This window comes from Arminella tubonensis (assembly GCF_003240585.1).
In the GTDB taxonomy this organism is placed as follows: domain Bacteria; phylum Pseudomonadota; class Alphaproteobacteria; order Rhizobiales; family Rhizobiaceae; genus Rhizobium; species Rhizobium tubonense.
On sequence record NZ_PCDP01000034.1, the window covers coordinates 65,111 to 81,022 of the forward strand.

Consider the following 15,912-nt stretch of genomic DNA (forward strand, 5'->3'; position numbering starts at 1 on the left):
CCCCGTGCCTTTCGTTGGTTGTTTGTGACAATCGCATAGCGTTAGGGTGCGCCATCATCAACAATGAAGAGCATTTGGAATGAGTGATAAGAAGCGCAAGAAGGTCTATGACGCCTTGATAGAGGGTGCGAGCCAGGGTCTGAGCGACAGATCGCTTTATGATTTCGTGCTTGAGAAATGCCCGAAGACGACAAGCAAGCGCATCGTGCGCGCTTCGTTGCTAGCCCTCAGCGACCCCGACGTCAAGGATGCGAAGGTCCTTCAGGTCGTCTATGCACTGGCGATCAAGCACAGGCTCGATGGTGGCCCGGAAGCGGCACCAGATGATATCGAGGCTACACCAGAGGTCGTCGAGGAGCCGCCGATCAAGCGTACGAAGGCACCGAAGAAGATTGCCTCACAGAGCGATCCGGCCTCGGTTAGCCTTCCTTTCACGCCATTGTCAGGCAACTGACATGGAAGTGTTACGCGGACACGTTAAATATCCTCCTTGAGTCCCAAGGAGGATACTCTCATGCACACCAATGAAATGACGATGTCCGAAGTCCTCAGGGACCCGATGATCCGTCAAATGCTGCGCGCCGACAGGGTGCCGCTCGGCGAGTTCGCAAAGCTGCTGGAAAGAACGGCGCGCGCCAGAAACGAGGCCTATGCGGTCGAAGCGCAGGCAGCGAGCACAGCTCGCCCGCATTAATCTCTCCGCCGGATCGCAAGCGGTAGTCGTCCGCGCAGACGACATCGTAGCCCTCCAAGCGAAAGACAACCCAACGGAGCCATTTTTGTTGAAAGAGTCGGTTTGGTCGAGCGAACTAAAGAGGCGCTCCGGTGAATCGCTGTCCGCTGTCGAGATCGATCAAGCCGGGGCCCTCTGCTACCGCCAACGAGGCAAGGATGGTCTTGTTGAGGTGCTGCTTGTCGGAAGTCTGAGGAGCGGACGCTGGGGTCTTCCAAAGGGGCACATTGAGCAAGGCGAAACGACCAGCGTTGCCGCCGAGCGGGAAGCGTTTGAGGAAGCCGGGGTGCAGGGGAAAGTGAACCCTGCTATCTTCGGTACATTCACCTACGCCAAGGACAGCAATGCGCGCCGTTTGAATGTGAGTGTGCACCTCCTGGGGGTCGAGCGTATCGCAGCGGAGTATCCGGAAAAACGCATTCGCAAATCGAAATGGTTTCCGATCGAGACTGCCATTAAAGAAGTGGGACAACCTGGACTGAGCGAGACGCTTCGGAAGTTTAGGCGCTTGGGTCGAATGCAAAATGGAACCGCCTAGGGTCGAGATGGTCATGAACGCATGCGCCCCTTCGCAAAGGGGGACGAGATCCCTGCCTCAGCCTAGCCTTACTGCGTCTGCAGACATCCTGCGGTAATTCTTGAGCCAACGCCTTTGCCGATACCGGGCTGTGTTCGGGGCTGCGGCGCATCAGCGAGGTTGGCCCCTTTCCACGCCAAGGCTTGGGCGGCAAGGGGCCGTCTCCGGGTCGCCAGACGCTGAGTGTCGGTTGCACCCCCACAGCATAGGCAAGGCCGAGCACCGACAGGCCGGTGCGGAATGCGCCGTCCGCGCCATAGCCGGCGTCGGCCAACACCACGCCGGGTGCAACTCCGGACGCTTGGGCGGCTCGGATCTGGTCGAGCGCAATTGCGGGCTTGGTCTGGAATACAACGTTGTCAGGGTTCTTCGCCTTGCGTCGCCGCTCCGGATCGTTGGCCAGATCTCCGGCAGATACAGCCGGTACGCTATCGGCAAGCTCGCCGCGACGTTGGCGATCGAGAGGCTGACCGCGACCTGGCAGTTGTCCTGCTTGCCGAGTTGGCCGCAATATTGCCGCGCGACGCCGACCGAATGCGTGCCCTTCTTGGGAAATCCGGTGTCATCTACGATCCATGCCTCAATCGGCCGATTCTGCTCGATCAGCGGCAGCAGCAAGTTGCGAACCCGCGCCAGAAGCGCTTCGTCCGACCACGGCGCTTGGCCAACGAAATGCAGGAGCGACTGATGCTTGGACGATACTCGCGCTGGCGCCGTCATCGCCGCGAGTGGTTCGACACTCTTGCGGTCCATCGGAGCCGCTCCGCCACGGGTTGGTGAGCCGGATGGCGAGCTTTCGGCGAAGACGAGATGCTCAACGCGGACGCATTTTCCGAGCTTCTTGGCGTTTCGCGGGTAACGGTCAACACGAAGCGTCAAAACGGTCAAGTGCTCGGCCTCGACGGCGGCAAACGAGGGTTCCGTTTCTCGGCATGGCAACTGGATCAGGACGGGCGCCCGTATGCGGCACTCCCAAAACTGCATGAGACCTGGCGAGTGCCTGAGCGGTTTACCGCTTCCTTGTTTCGCCACACGGCGCTCTTGACGGTCGAACCGCGCTTGACGCCTTGAAGCGTCGCCAGGACGGCGATGTAATCGCCGCTGCTGAGGGCATTGCCCACGGTGACTTTCGCTAAATGGCTGGTAACAAGCCGTCTGCCGATATCGAGCGTTTTCCGCGATATTGAAACTAGTCCTCCAGGGCTAACTCCGGCTCCGAGGTTTTGCCGCGGTTGGCCCGCTGACCGATGGCCAGCTCGAATCCTTTTGTAAGCGTGGGACTTTACAAGTGAGCCGCCGGTTCCGATCCCTTAAGACCGAAAGCATCACCTCGTGGCAGTATTATTTCAGGATTTAATTGGGCGCGTTGACCGGTATGTGCAGTGACGCCCGCACCTTTTCGGCCGCTGTCCGCAGGCGCTTGTCTCTCGTCCATAACGCCGCTCGCTGGTCAAGGAGGACCGATGCCAGCAAGTGAGCATCCGTGTAGCCAATGCCCATGCTGAAAATACCGTGGCGATCGATCATTGTCATGACTTCGTCATGCGTGGCGACCACCGCCTCGTGCTGAGCCGCCAAGAAAGCCATCACGCCGCGGCGATCCTGAAGGCTGCCAAGCGCCAGTTCGCCGATCACGCATGGGTGGCAAAGTAGGCGATCATCCTCAATAATCCTGCGCAGCTCGGTATCGACATGACGGAAATGATCAATCCAGATCGAGGTGTCTGCCAGTATCACTTAGCCACCACGCTCCGGCGCCGCGGCGCCGCCGCGGCATCGGGCATCGTTCCTCCGAGCGCAATGAGGCGCTTTCCTGACTCCACACGCACGAGCGTCTCCAACGCTTGGCGGACGAGCGCCGCGGTTTCCTTGGTACCGGTTAAAGATCTGGCCCTTTCCACAAGCGCGTCGTCGAGATTGATAGTCGATCGCATGATCTTGCTCTTTTGTTAAAGCAGTAAATTAGCACCATTTGGTGAGAAAAACTACGCCTAGCTTCTGCTCTATGTACCAGAGCAGTTCTCTAACTAAGGGACGACGACACAATAATCTCTTGGACAGCTGGGGCACTCCCCCAAGGTCGGAGCAAGCGCAGTTTTGCGCCTGCCATATGCGTACACATCGTAAACGCTCATTTCCAGGTGCGATGCAGCAAGACAGCAATTTTGCGAGCAACAGCGACGATGGCGCGCCGCCCTTTGTCTTCATCAGGCGCACACCCCATGCTTTCAAGCTACTCCAGCAATCGATCGGACAAGCATCGCATTGGCAGCAGCGTAGAGCGTCGCCTGTACATCGGCGTCACCAGCATGTGAGATGCGGCCGGGATTGTCTTTTTCGCCAGATTGGAAGCGTCGCGGCGTCAGTCCGAAGTGGGCTCCGACAGTTCGCGAGCTTTTGAAACGGGCTGGGTCGTCGGCTGCGGCCTTAAAGCCTCTTATGGCACATACAGTGGTTTCTGGCTTTGTCGATAGCCTGCAGGAGCCGCGCACACCCTACATTTCTCCAAGCCGTCTGTCGAAAGCGCTCGGCGTGCCGGTAAACGGCCTAGCGGAACTGACGGGCGTCCATCGCAACACTCTGCGCAATCCTTCTTCCGAGCGCCTGCAAGGACGTATGCGGGAAATGATCAAGGTTATCTCGGCGGCGGCGGAACTAACCGGGGCGCTCGATAAGGCGATCTACTGGTATCGCAACGAACCTATTGGGGACTACGGTCACAAGACGGCGGCGGAACTCGTCGCTGAAGGACATGTCGAAGCGGTTCTGGCCTATATCCGTGATCTTGGTAATGGCGCGCGCGGGTGAAGTCTACGCGTTTGGCTCGAAAGGCAAGCGGATCATGGACGAAGCGAGAGATTTTGGCCTGGCCGAGGGCCTGACTATCCCGCCCCATTCCAAAACTGGGCTGGACACTATCTGAATTGAAATCGGCTACGCTAAGGTAACTTGCGTGAATACTTCACAAGGCGCGTGAGAACAGTCCGTTTTTTCTTGAACGGAACCAGATCGATATCACTTACAAGCCTCGCCCCACCCTCGCGCCGTTCCAGAGTGATTTTGCGGCTGTGGAAGGCCTCGAGTTCAGCGCGATGACCCACGCTCAAGATGGTGGCTTTCGGTAGTTCACGGATCATCATCTCCATGATCTCGGTTTGAGTTTTTTCATCGAGTGCTGACGTTGCTTCATCCAACACTATGATATCGGGGTGGTGTAGCAGAAGACGCGCAAACGCCAGCCGCTGCTTTTCGCCACCCGACAGCGTGTGATCCCATGGTGCCTCATCCTCGATCTTGTCGTTGAGGTGACCCAGTCCGACCATGTCGACTGCCGCCTTGATCTCATCCAGCGTCCAGGTGTCAGCCGGCCCAGGATAGGCGACCGCCCGTCGAAGCGTCCCCGACGGGATATAAGGCCGTTGCGGCAACATGAACAGTTTACTGTCGGGGCGGAAATTAACGCTGCCGTCACCCCACGGCCAGAGACCAGCGATGGCCCGCACCAAAGTGCTCTTGCCTGAACCCGATTCGCCAGCCACGAGCACCCGCTCGCCCGGCTCTATTGCAACCTGGGTTTCCTTCACAACGGCGGTACCGTCGCCAAGCGACACCGAGAGATCCTCAAGGCTGAGTATTGCATCGCCATCAGTTTCACCACGCCTGATGCGTCCGAGGGAGTCGCTCTGCTCTGCTCGCTCCAGCCCATCAAGCGACATCATTAGCGACGCGACGCGCCGCGCACAGGCGTTCCAGTCTGCCAGCCGCGGATAGTTGTCGACCAGCCATCCGAACGCGCTTTGGACGATGGTGAAGGCAGATGCCGCCTGCATCACCTGGCCAAGTGTCATGCTCCCGTCGAGAAATTTTGGCGCGCAGAGGAGGACCGGTACGACAGGCGCAATCAGCATCGATGCATGCGAAACAAGGGTGGTGCGCATATACTGGTGCGCAAGTAGCCGCCACTGCTGCCTCACACTGGCGAACGTCTTGTCCAGGTCACTACGCTCCTCTTCTTCGCCGCCGAGCAAAGCAATACTCTCACCATTTTCTCGCACCCGGGTGAGCGTATAGCGAAATTCGGCTTCCACTTGGTTCTTGGCTTCGGAGACATGAACGAACTTGCGGCCGATGAATGCAATGGAACCGGAAGTGATAGTGGCATAGAGGACGGCCGTGACAACGAGGAAGCCGGGGACGGTAACGAACGAGCCCGCGATCGGTAGCGTCAAAGCCCCGCCAATCGCCCAAAGGACCACGATAAAAGTCGAAGCAGACACAAATGCCGCAATGACGCCGGCGATAAAATCGACCGGTGACTCGGTGGCTATCCGCATGTCCTCGGAGATGCGCGCTTCGGGGTTCTGGTGATCGCCGTCGATGAGATTCAGCTGGTAGTAGCGGCCGTTTGCGAGCCAGCGCGCGATCAGCGCCTTCGTGAGCCAGGAACGCCAGCGGCGCTGGATTAGCATACGAACGTACACCTGAATGGTAACAATTCCGACGCTTCCCAGCACAAGCGGCAGAAACACCGCTGCCAAGAAATAAACGGTGGGAGCATTGCGTTGCTCTATGGCGTCAAATATCCCACGATTCCAAACGTTGATTCCATATTGGAAGCCGACGTTGATCCCGATCAAGACAAGCAGCCCGATCGACGAAGGCCAAGCGAACCTGTCACCCTCGCGTCCCCAGTAACCGCGAGCGCTGATCCAGAAGCGCGTAAGCAAATACGCTCTGCGCGCGTCCTCAGCTTGCTCAGGGGTCAACTCGGGACCGACGTCTATCATATCTGGTGGCGGCGCTGCCTCTGAGTTCAATTTATTCTCCCGATGAGGTTTCTAGACGTCCAGCTTTAACTATCCGATATCGCTTCGAGATTGGAAATAGGTCTGACATTGGCGCGACAACACTTGTCGTTGCTTGGGATATCGAGGGAAGCGCATCGTGAGGTGTTGTCAGCTCACAAGCCGGAAGGGTCTGTCCGTTTTGATTTTGAAGAAGAATTTGAGGAAAACCTTCATCTAGGTTCATGAACTAGTCGAGTTGCATTCGTTTGTCACTGTCGCTTTCGCCAGCTTGTCGCGGCAGCAATCGAAAATGGCGATGCGGCCGTCCTGGCAACTTCCTGAGAGTATTAGCGAGGCAGAGGTAATGCGCCGCTGGCAGCCTTGTCATCTGGAGGACGAGAATCGTGAACAGCTCGCCGTGTGACATCGGCGGGCAATTTTGTGGGCGACGTAGACCGTTGGCCAGCCTGTTGCCGGTTAACATGATCTTTCCGTCACTGCCGAATATTGCTGCTTCCAAGCCGATTTCGCCCTCGTCGCCCTTGCGGTTGCCGGATAGAGGCTTGGAACTTCCATTAGCATAATGTCAGGTTCCAAGTGCGACTTTGCCCCGCCATTGCTGACGGGGCCTGTTTCATCAATGTCTAGGTTTAAGCGGCAGCGAGGGCCTTTTCGATGTCTTGGAGGGAGTGGCCTGTTAGATCCTTATCGAGTTCGCCAATGAGGACGGCCGACAAGGATTTGTGATAGCCTTTGCGCATTTCCCCAAGCGTACGCGGCGCGGCGACAATAACCAGACCCTTAATCTTGCCGTCGAGCACCTGCTTATTGAGCATATCAGTGACGCCGGAGCCGAAGCCATCCTCGTCCTGTTGGCTGTCGTCCGGGTTTGCCGAGCTACTCGAATGACGGCCGCCGGAAGAAATTTTTGAACTATCGATTTCTGCGGAAGGCAGTGCGGTCAGCTTCAGGTTCGCCGCGTCGCCATCGTTCTGAAACAAGCTAAGCTTTTCGCCATCTGCAACCGCGATGATGGTATTCTGTGGTAAATTCATTTGTCTGTCCTTGGTGAGGGCAATGCCAATTCCACCAAGCGGGTGGGCCAATGCCGGTTTCTGATACCGAGTTAACCCTGCTGTGCGGCATCCGTTCCAGAGCAGCGATGCGGGCATACCACATAAGCATGGTAGATCGGTCGAAACCTCCCGACCTTCCGACCTTCACCCATCGGCGCTAAACACCTACCGCCGCTTCGATATTTTCCCGGAGCGCGCCAAACTTAGCCCCTACTTCTGTGGGGTTTTTCTTTGGCTTGAAACGGAGCGGCCGTTTCGCATTTGCGGCTTCATCCAGTCCGCATGGGACGATCCGGCCAGGATCGGATTTTTGGGGCCCTTGTCTCTTCATGCTGCGGCCTCCAATCCGAATGAGACCTCTATGTCGTCGGGCCCCATGCAATGAAGCACGACAGCGATCTTGCGGGCGACAGCGACGATGGCTCACCGACGCCCTGCGCACTTGGTTTGCTGACCATCGGCCCGCGGACGGACCGAATTCCAGAAACGGATTTTGCCGTTGCGAGCGGGGTGTCAGAGCCTCTTGCCAGCGCCAATGGCGATTTCACTTCGCGTCGAACTTCTAGTTTATCGTTTCATCATATTCATAGAAACCTAACCTTACCGTAGGAGGATAACGGGCACCCACCGCTGGCGAAAACTCATGTCTGAAAGCTCTCCCGTGAAGCCCACGCTTCTGACCCTGCACACCGATCCTGCCTTTGTGGATCCAACCAATTTGCAAGGCGTCGCGCAGGAGCTAGGCGCTGCAGCAGCTTTGGCCGAGCGTGAAGGCTGGCTCGAGGGGATGGTCAATCAACTTCCTGATTACATCTACGCAAAGGACTTGGAGGGGCGCTTCCTATTTGCGAACCACGCCATCGTTGTCAACAATGGCCTAGACCATCTGAGCCAGTTGGTGGGACGTACGGACTTTGATTTCCTTCCTCATGAAGCCGCTCAAATGGCGACGGAAGTGGAGCGTCGGGTGGCTGAAACGGGAATTCCCGATTTCGGCTGCGAGGAGTTGGCATTTCGTGGTGAGGGGGAGCGATGGTTGATGATCACCCGCGTACCTCTGAGGGACGAGTCCGGCACAGTTGTGGGCATTATCGGAGCCTCGCGGGATATCACCGCGCAGAAATCTGCCGAACGACTGGCGCACTTTCTCGCCGACCACGATCCGCTGACGGGCATGGCAAACCGTTCGTTGCTTGATCGAAAGCTTAAGTTGACAGTAAAGGCGGCCGAAGTCGGGGGTGGTGGTTTGACGTTGGCATTCCTCGACCTCGACAACTTCAAGCTAATCAACGATAGCCTTGGCCACTCGGTCGGCGACCAGTTTCTGAAGGTCGTCGCCACCAGGATATCGGAGTTGACCAGCGATCAGGGGTCGATTGCCAGAATCGGTGGAGACGAGTTCGTAATTGTCCTGGAGAATATGGATCCCGAAAGCTGTTCGATCCGATTGTCTGAAATCAAAAAAGCGATTTCCGATTCAGTGATGCTTGGCGGAGTTGAGGTTAGGGCGACGTGCAGTATCGGGGTTGCCAGCTATCCGGTCGACGGCAAGACGGCGGAGGATCTCCTAGCCTCGGCAGACATGGCGATGTACCGGGCGAAGGAACTTGGAAGGGATGGTATCGTCCAATTCAGTTCGGACATGGCCGCAAGTGCTCGAAGGAAGCTTTCGCGAACTGACGAGCTTCGCCAGGCACTTCTCCGACAGGAACTCGTGCTGCACTTCCAGCCGCAGGTGGACGTCAAAAAGGGCAGAATCGTAGGGGCCGAAGCCTTGGTGCGCTGGAACCATCCGAAGGAGGGGCTCGTCTTACCAGGAGATTTCATTTCTCTCGCTGAGGAGACGGGATTAATCGTCCCCATTGGGGACTGGGTTTTGCGGACTGCATGTCTAAGTGCGAAAGCGTGGCAGGACCAAGCCATTGGACCAATCCGCATCAGTGTCAACGTTTCGGCGAGGCAGTTCCAAGAAACGGGACTAACTGAAACGGTTGCAACGGCGCTCAAAGAAAGCGGTCTGCATCCGATGTGGCTCGAATTGGAGCTAACGGAGAGCCTGATAATGAAAGATCTCGTCGGCTCCGTTGCCAAAATGCATGAGCTTGAAAAGCTTGGGGTAAAACTTGCTGTCGATGATTTTGGCACTGGTTATTCCAGCCTTGGAGCACTGAGACGATTTCCGTTGTCGCGCCTTAAGATCGATCGGTCATTCGTCGAGAACATTCCCCATGACACCGACGATATGGCAATAACCTCCGCAATCATCTCACTTGCCCACAAGCTTGGACTAGAGGTCATCGCTGAAGGGGTGGAAACGGAGGAGCAGGCGCGGTTCCTTATCGAAAGCGGCTGTGACGAGATCCAAGGATATTTGTTCGGACGACCTGAGCCAGATACCATTTTTCTGGCGGCGATCACAAACTGTGGGCGTTGAGACAAGCGGATCCGAGACGCGACCGGCAGATTCATCTTACTGGAGCAGGAAAATGGGACTGACGCAGCCCAGCTGAATGCTTTTTTACGGAGTCGCTTGCTGCGTTCGAAGGAGTGATGTGTCTTAAAACGCACGCTCCCTCCAGGTTGTATACCTCTAGGCAATTCGGACTGAAAAGCCGAGTTTTGACGGAGATTATTTTTCCCTCCCTGTTGCCACCGCATCTCGGCTTAGGAAGGCAACCTCTATGTCGCAGAGTGTACGCCCGGCGCTGGCCACAGGAAATCTCAACCATTCCGCCCGCCAGGAGCGCGGGTTCCGGAACCAGGGCAGAGGTTGGACGTTCCCCTGAAAACAGGAGGTTCACATGCCAGCCAAATCGAAAGCTCAACAGAAAGCCGCGGGTGCAGCCCTTTCCGCAAAACGCGGTGAGACCCCAAAGGCGGAACTCAAGGGCGCTTCCAAGCAGATGGTGGAATCGATGAGCGAGACGCAACTCGAAGAGTTCGCGGCCACGAAGACCAAAGGGAAGCCGGAACATGTCCGAAAATAGTTGAAGGCTTTTGTTGCCACATAGGAAACAAGCTCTACGGTCATGAGAACCCGGCTCCAAGGCCTGGACGACACGATCTGACCACGCGACGCTGGGAAGCTGATACGCGCAAAGCCGATGCACTTTGGAAACGGGCCATTTTCTCACTTTCGGAGAGGCGGCGAACCGAAGTGCTGGCTAACTTCCCTCGATAAACGCGACATAGTGATGCTTACGAACGATTGGTGATGTTCTTGCAAGGAGGACCAAATGGACCAGCCGGGGAATCCAACTCAGGAGCAGACGAAAGCTTATGACGCGGGTGCAGAGGCATTTCAGGCTGAGGGCGAGGTGGCAAAGAACCCTCATGCAGAGGGCAGCGATGCTGGCAAATATTGGGAATGCGGATTTCTCGATGCCCAGAAGGCGTCTCGCCACGGGCGATGAAATCCGTTCCGTCGCAAAATTCCTGGAAGGCCACACCGCCCCGTGCAGCTCAACGTAATACTGACGTTTCTCGATTTGTCTACCGAAAAACCAGCCCCTTCCGCGATGTCCTTTGCCAGACGACTTGGCAATGGGATTGGCCCTTGGCTCAATCTCACATTCGTGTGATGTGAGCGATAGCGTATCTGGATTCCCCACCTAACCGGATATGCCGAGCGTTTCTCTGCAGAGGCGGCGCGGATCCCCCGGGGCGGCGCCGCCAGCCTCTCCTTTGAACGCGTGGCAAGAATAGTCCAATTTCGATCTTTCCCGATAGTGACGCAGTTCGTGCGCATCAGGAACGGTCCTCGATGCCTTCAGCGATGACATGGAGCCGGACGAGGGTCACCTCGTCAACGGCGCCAAGCGCCAAGCGCCGAACCAGGCGTGGCCGAGCTGCTGCGAGCCACGGCTGGCTGCCCTTGCTCGGGGGAGGGGAGACACCCAACTGTCAAGTCGTTCAGGGGTTCCAAGTCGGGAAAGTGGCACCTCGCCGCCGCCCGTCCAGCGTGAGAATGCTCTCATTGTAGGCCTGAGCTTCCGTCAAAGCTCAGAAGATTTGCCCCATGCCTTCAACACCGCTTGATTCCGCGATTGGACCGCACTGCCTAGGTGCTTCCTGGAAATGCTGCCTATTCTGACAATCTGTCCCATACAGAGACGAATGACGAACCATTACTTTACCGCGATGCTCATGCCACTGAGATCGGCGTTAATTTGCAGGCCTACCTGCCTACCTGAGAGTTCGAGCTGGGCGCCCTTGTCATTGGTCATGACGATCACCTGGGCTCCTCTGCCGACGGCGCCGCCACCGCCCACCGCCCCGTAGACCCCCGTCACATCCCCGGCGCGACGAATGTGGCGAACTGTACCTTGGAAATAGGTCTTAGAAGCGCCGAAGGCGAGGCCGCCCGAGAGGCCGCCGACCGAGACGGGATAGTGGTGGCCATGGAAGGTTAGAGTGCCCTGACCGCCGGCGCCACCGACGAAGAAGGCCGCCTTGTAGATGGCGAAGCGGATCGTGCCGCTATCGGCATGCGCGGCGCTGGCAAGGCTGACCCCCGCGGTGGCGATGACGGCAAACGCGGCTGAGCGAAATCGTGGCGAAATTTGCATTCTATCAACTCCTCAAGATCGCCGCTGACCCAGCCCGTTGGGCACATCAGCGCAGCAAATTTATAGCTGAACACTCTCGCCCGCCATAGGTTCCAACCGTGGAGGCTCATCTGGCAGCGAGAGGGCCCGCCCGCTTCTTTCTGGACAGAGGAACGGGCGCAGTTCGCAACTGCTTAGCGGGGCCTCTGCCATGATCACCTTGTCCGAGGTTCGCCAACGCATTACGCTTGCTGAACGTTTTCATCGCTTCCAGGCTTCGAGATCGATTCAACAACGGCTCAGTGCACAGCGGAGCACTATCCTACAAAAATATCCAGCAATCGGGCAAACAGGCCCCGATATGCCCCCATGGAGATAGCACGGATATGGTGAGCTGCATTGGCTGCGCTGAGCGTTCCGCCAAAATGGCAGTGGCAGACGAGCCTATGCAACTGATTGTCCGTCAGTTCGAAGAATCGCTTCGCTTCGCCGTAGCTATCGCCTTCCAATCCTGCTGCCCGCAAAACCGGATCGTCAAACGCCACCGACATCGGCGAGCCCTCGACGCGCATGGCCTCACGCTCCAGGGCCGGTCGGTACTCTGTCTCATACAGTGTTGAAAGGGGTCGGTGGGGATTGCGATCGAGCAGCTCCGCCCAGCGTTCAAGACGTTCGCGCCGCGACATAGCAGCGTGCGGATAGTCGTGATTGACCTTGGCGACGGTCTGCAATTGCTCAAGTGCATGGTGCTTCATGTCGGCCTCCTGTTCAAACGATAGCTGATCCATCTATATGGGGCTTATCCCAAATCGAGCGTGACTCCGATTCATCGTGGAGTCCAATCACGATGATCTGGGGCGCTAGTGTCCGTCTATAGCCTGTGATTCGAGCGCAAAAGATCAGGCTAGAATGTTGCCAAAACCGTGGAGTTACGACGTTCCATTGGAGCCGCTCGCCATCCGCCGGATCATCGGTCTCGTCAGCGAGGAGACGAGCAAGAGCCGATCAGATTTGCGACAATAAAGTCTGCCAGCGGCCGGATGACCTGGCCCCTGATACCAAGTCGGTCGTCGAGATAATGCCAGAAGGAGAGCCCGAGCTTTTGCAAGTCTTCATCAACTCGAGCATGCTGTCGCGCGCAATCCGGCCATCGCGGCTCAGGGTGCGCCTGTATTTCCTTCGCAAAAAAAGTTGTCGCAAGCTCACTAGATTTTGCCGCTCGCCACGTATCGAGTCTTGGTGATTGTGACGCGAGCGCTTAAATCCCTGAGCCGTCGAGTTGCTGGGCGTCGTCGCCTTCCCAGGGAGAAGGCATGGAGGTGCGATTGAGATTGGCCGACGGCATCGGCATCCAGCACTTCAATTCCGGCTCGGCATATTCGACCAAGCGGCCGGGTGAGGAATCAGAGGCGCGCCAGCCTTCTGCACCGAACCGATCGCCATTCGACCAATAGGCGAGGTCAACTTCTGCCGGTCCTTGTTCGGACGGGCGGATCGTAACGAGGATCCGGCTGCCGTCTCTCGGTGCGCTTGCCATCTGGCGCCAGCGGTCTGGCTCGTCCATCGTTTTTCCTCCTGCCTTGCTGCTGCGTGAAAGTGTCGCCTCGCCATCGAAAACGGTCAACTTAAACTTTGCACACCGATCCTGCATATTTCGCTGGAAACTGCCGCTTGACAACGAATGCCTCCTGGTCGCTCGAGGAATGGTGTGCCGCGCTGCGGCAGGCAGGAAAATCTGCCGCCGATGCCGCTGGCGATCATCGCCCGAGGCGCCGGGAACGTGAGTGTCCTGCCCCCGACGCCCCGCTCCGCCGCCCGCTGGTAGCCCCGATCCTGCGCAACACCGCATCACCACGGCGACCCGTCTCGTCGCCTTCAATCTCGGGCCTGGAGTCCATCCCGTCGCCGCCGGCATCGCAGCCGAGAGACCAGTTTGCTAGCGCTTCTCGCGGCTACATTGTCGCGACCGAGCTTCGCTTAAAGGAACACGACCGTTTCGTTTTGGCCCGGGGATGATGGAACGCCGGCTGATCGGCCGGCGGACCTCGTCAAACTGCCGGTGCTGATCGAGCTCGTTATGGCAAAGCCGCTCCTGTCGGCCGGTATGGTCGTGAAAACGCTCACCACCTTCCGGACCAGTGATGCTTTCTCTCACGTTTCTAGAACGCCTTGGCTCACCTCGGATCGTGAAAGATGCTTGATCCGAAACCAGGCAACATAGAGCGGGCAGGAACCACGATGCCGCCCATCGTGGCATAGGACATCGTCCCCCAGAACACCTCCCTTGATATGAGGATTAGAGCATCATTGAGCTGTCGCTTGTCACTTGATCCTGGGGCTGCGGCTGTTCATCAAGGGGCGGAATTTATAGCACACACCCTTGAAAATCGGTTGCTTTTCGTCGATTACTCCTTCGATGAATCCCGCCAGGCGCGCTCGAACGGCAGCCGCCAGGCGTGCGGGGCGATCAGCTGGTGGATCGACTTCGGACCCCAGCCGCCTTGGTCGTAGAGCCGCACCGGTGGCGGATTGTCGAGGAGGGGCTGGGAGACTTCCCAAAGCCGCTCGATGCCCTCGGCGGTGGTGAACAGCGTGTGGTCGCCGCGCATTGCGTCGAGGATCAGGCGTTCATAAGCCTCCAGTACTTCGCCGATCAAACCGGTTTCACTCATGGCGAATTGCAGCGAAAGCTTGTCGAGTCTAAAGCCAGGTCCGGGTCGCTTGCCATAGAAGGAGAGAGAGACCTTGGAGGCGTCGGCGAGATCGAAGGTCAGATGGTCGGGACCCTGTGCGCCGACACCCGAGCCGGCTGGGAACATCGATTTCGGGGGTTCGCGGAATGCGATCGAGATTATACGCTGCCCCTCGGCCAGGCGTTTGCCCGTGCGTAGAAAGAAGGGCACGCCGGCCCAGCGCCAATTGTCGATGGCGCATTTGAGCGCGATGAAGGTGTCGGTGTCGCTCTCGGTATCGACCCCCGGCTCTTTGCGATAACCGATGTATTGACCGCGTACCACATCGCGCGGCTCGATTGGCAGCATGGATCGGAACACCTTGTTCTTCTCCTCCGAGATCGGCACCGGCTCCAGGGCAGTTGGCGGCTCCATCGCCATGAATGCCAGGATCTGGAAGAGGTGGGTCACGACCATGTCGCGATAGGCGCCCGTGGTTTCGTAGAAGGCGGCGCGGTTCGAAAGCCCAAGTGTCTCCGGGACGTCAATCTGCACATGATCGATAAAATTGCGGTTCCAGATCGGCTCAAACAGGCCGTTGCCGAAGCGAAAAGCCAGGATGTTCTGCGCCGGTTCCTTTCCGAGGAAATGGTCTATGCGGAAAATCTGTCTTTCGTCGAATACCTCGTGTAGCTTTGTGTTGAGTTCCACTGCGCTGGCGAGGTCCGTGCCGAACGGTTTTTCCATGATTATGCGGCAATTTTCTACCAACCCAGCGTCTGCGAGAAGCTGCACGGCAGGAAGTGCAGCTTTCGGCGGTACGGAAAGGTAGTGCACACGCCGGGTCTCGGGCCCCAGCGCTTCCTCCGCCGTCTCGACGGCTTCCTTCAGCATCCTTGCTCCGCCAGCAAGTGGCACATAATCGAGCGATGCGGCGAACGCCTCCCATTCGGCCTGCGTAAACTTGCGGGTAAGGAAATTGTCCAGCGATTCCCGGGCAATCGACCTGAAACCATCGGCATCGATATCATCAAGCGAGACACCAACGATGCGGCAGCCCGGAATGAAGCCAGCGTTGATAAGATGGAACAGTCCCGGAAGCAGCTTGCGCCGGGATAAATCGCCCGTTGCACCGAAGAGCACGACGACCTGTGGATAGCCGGGGCCAACCCGTGTGGAATTCCTGCGCAAAGTACTCATTCTAGACCCTTCCGTTATACTACCCTAACCTGACCTGTCCTTATCAGGCTTGATGAAGCGCTTGCCCTTGTGCTTGAGGCCGCGAAAACAAATGCCACCGATTTCAGGTGAGTAGGGGCATGGATAACAAAGCCGATCAAGGGGGCTGCATTTGCTATGCGGCCTCCCAGACCTGATTCAGCATTTTCGCAGCAAGTTCCGCCTTTGTCCTGCGGCAGGAAGCGACCGTGGTGATGCTGCTGTCATTTGGCAGATATATCGGCATCCGGGAGCCGCGTTTTCCGCCGGATGGCCGTCAAACAATTGACCTCTGTCTTCTG

At 57.6% G+C, this 15,912-nt stretch carries 16 protein-coding genes and 2 pseudogenes; 8 read left to right on the forward strand and 10 right to left on the reverse strand.

What is annotated here, in order from left to right:
- The first annotated feature begins 79 nt into the window (after positions 1 to 79).
- The 3 genes from CPY51_RS11325 to CPY51_RS11335 all read left to right on the forward strand — a co-directional run bounded on the left by CPY51_RS11325 (position 80) and on the right by CPY51_RS11335 (position 1,271).
- On the forward strand, positions 80 to 454 hold the full coding sequence (locus tag CPY51_RS11325; RefSeq protein WP_111160337.1) for a hypothetical protein: 375 nt from the start codon (positions 80 to 82) through the stop codon (positions 452 to 454).
- Between the two features lie 60 nt (positions 455 to 514).
- Positions 515 to 694: a hypothetical protein gene (locus CPY51_RS11330; protein WP_111160338.1), complete on the forward strand. Its 180-nt coding sequence runs from the start codon at positions 515 to 517 to the stop codon at positions 692 to 694.
- A gap of 88 nt (positions 695 to 782) precedes the next feature.
- Complete coding sequence (locus CPY51_RS11335) at positions 783 to 1,271, forward strand: NUDIX hydrolase (protein ID WP_244598603.1); 489 nt, start codon at positions 783 to 785, stop codon at positions 1,269 to 1,271.
- Between the two features lie 76 nt (positions 1,272 to 1,347).
- On the opposite strand, the pseudogene CPY51_RS11340 reads toward CPY51_RS11335, so the two are convergent.
- Positions 1,348 to 2,198: pseudogene (locus CPY51_RS11340) on the reverse strand (IS701 family transposase); the annotation flags it as partial.
- Between CPY51_RS11340 and CPY51_RS11350 the strand changes: the two are divergent.
- A pseudogene (locus CPY51_RS11350) lies at positions 2,112 to 2,446 on the forward strand (XRE family transcriptional regulator); the annotation flags it as partial. The pseudogenes CPY51_RS11340 and CPY51_RS11350 overlap by 87 nt on opposite strands.
- Before the next feature lie 217 nt (positions 2,447 to 2,663).
- Here the strand turns inward: CPY51_RS11350 and CPY51_RS11355 are convergent.
- From CPY51_RS11355 to CPY51_RS11365, 3 genes are all read right to left on the reverse strand, one after another.
- On the reverse strand, positions 2,664 to 3,047 hold the full coding sequence (locus CPY51_RS11355; protein WP_111160342.1) for a type II toxin-antitoxin system VapC family toxin: 384 nt from the start codon (positions 3,045 to 3,047) through the stop codon (positions 2,664 to 2,666).
- Positions 3,044 to 3,244, reverse strand: coding sequence for a type II toxin-antitoxin system VapB family antitoxin (locus tag CPY51_RS11360; RefSeq protein WP_111160343.1), 201 nt, complete (start codon positions 3,242 to 3,244; stop codon positions 3,044 to 3,046). Before CPY51_RS11360 ends, CPY51_RS11355 begins: the two co-directional genes overlap by 4 nt.
- A gap of 294 nt (positions 3,245 to 3,538) precedes the next feature.
- Positions 3,539 to 3,802 carry a transposase gene (locus CPY51_RS11365; RefSeq protein WP_206607252.1) on the reverse strand — a complete coding sequence of 88 codons (264 nt, stop codon included), beginning with the start codon at positions 3,800 to 3,802 and terminating at the stop codon, positions 3,539 to 3,541.
- On the opposite strand from CPY51_RS11365, the gene CPY51_RS11370 reads away from it, so the two are divergent.
- On the forward strand, positions 3,750 to 4,118 hold the full coding sequence (locus CPY51_RS11370; RefSeq protein WP_111160386.1) for a hypothetical protein: 369 nt from the start codon (positions 3,750 to 3,752) through the stop codon (positions 4,116 to 4,118). The genes CPY51_RS11365 and CPY51_RS11370 overlap by 53 nt on opposite strands.
- Before the next feature lie 131 nt (positions 4,119 to 4,249).
- Here CPY51_RS11370 and CPY51_RS11380 read toward each other — a convergent pair whose 3' ends face one another.
- Entirely contained in the window at positions 4,250 to 6,097 is a 1,848-nt protein-coding gene (locus tag CPY51_RS11380) for an ABC transporter ATP-binding protein/permease (RefSeq protein ID WP_111160345.1), read from the reverse strand.
- Between the two features lie 650 nt (positions 6,098 to 6,747).
- Positions 6,748 to 7,152, reverse strand: a complete 405-nt coding sequence (locus CPY51_RS11385; protein WP_111160346.1) for a host attachment family protein — start codon at positions 7,150 to 7,152, stop codon at positions 6,748 to 6,750.
- A gap of 664 nt (positions 7,153 to 7,816) precedes the next feature.
- Here CPY51_RS11385 and CPY51_RS11390 point away from each other — a divergent pair.
- From CPY51_RS11390 to CPY51_RS32525, 3 genes are all read left to right on the forward strand, one after another.
- Positions 7,817 to 9,607, forward strand: a complete 1,791-nt coding sequence (locus CPY51_RS11390; RefSeq protein WP_111160347.1) for a putative bifunctional diguanylate cyclase/phosphodiesterase — start codon at positions 7,817 to 7,819, stop codon at positions 9,605 to 9,607.
- A 367-nt stretch (positions 9,608 to 9,974) separates the two neighbouring features.
- Entirely contained in the window at positions 9,975 to 10,160 is a 186-nt protein-coding gene (locus CPY51_RS11395) for a DUF3008 family protein (protein WP_111160348.1), read from the forward strand.
- A 249-nt stretch (positions 10,161 to 10,409) separates the two neighbouring features.
- Positions 10,410 to 10,586 carry a hypothetical protein gene (locus CPY51_RS32525; protein ID WP_154677731.1) on the forward strand — a complete coding sequence of 59 codons (177 nt, stop codon included), beginning with the start codon at positions 10,410 to 10,412 and terminating at the stop codon, positions 10,584 to 10,586.
- Positions 10,587 to 11,300: 714 nt separating this feature from the next.
- On the opposite strand, the gene CPY51_RS11400 is transcribed toward CPY51_RS32525, so the two are convergent.
- The 4 genes from CPY51_RS11400 to zwf form a co-directional block, all read right to left on the reverse strand.
- Positions 11,301 to 11,741 carry a hypothetical protein gene (locus CPY51_RS11400; protein ID WP_111160349.1) on the reverse strand — a complete coding sequence of 147 codons (441 nt, stop codon included), beginning with the start codon at positions 11,739 to 11,741 and terminating at the stop codon, positions 11,301 to 11,303.
- Positions 11,742 to 12,037: 296 nt separating this feature from the next.
- Entirely contained in the window at positions 12,038 to 12,475 is a 438-nt protein-coding gene (locus CPY51_RS11405; protein WP_111160387.1) for a hypothetical protein, read from the reverse strand.
- Positions 12,476 to 12,978: 503 nt separating this feature from the next.
- Positions 12,979 to 13,284: a hypothetical protein gene (locus CPY51_RS11415; RefSeq protein WP_111160350.1), complete on the reverse strand. Its 306-nt coding sequence runs from the start codon at positions 13,282 to 13,284 to the stop codon at positions 12,979 to 12,981.
- Between the two features lie 841 nt (positions 13,285 to 14,125).
- On the reverse strand, positions 14,126 to 15,592 hold the full coding sequence (gene zwf, locus CPY51_RS11425) for a glucose-6-phosphate dehydrogenase (protein ID WP_111160351.1): 1,467 nt from the start codon (positions 15,590 to 15,592) through the stop codon (positions 14,126 to 14,128).
- Between the last annotated feature and the right edge of the window lie 320 nt (positions 15,593 to 15,912).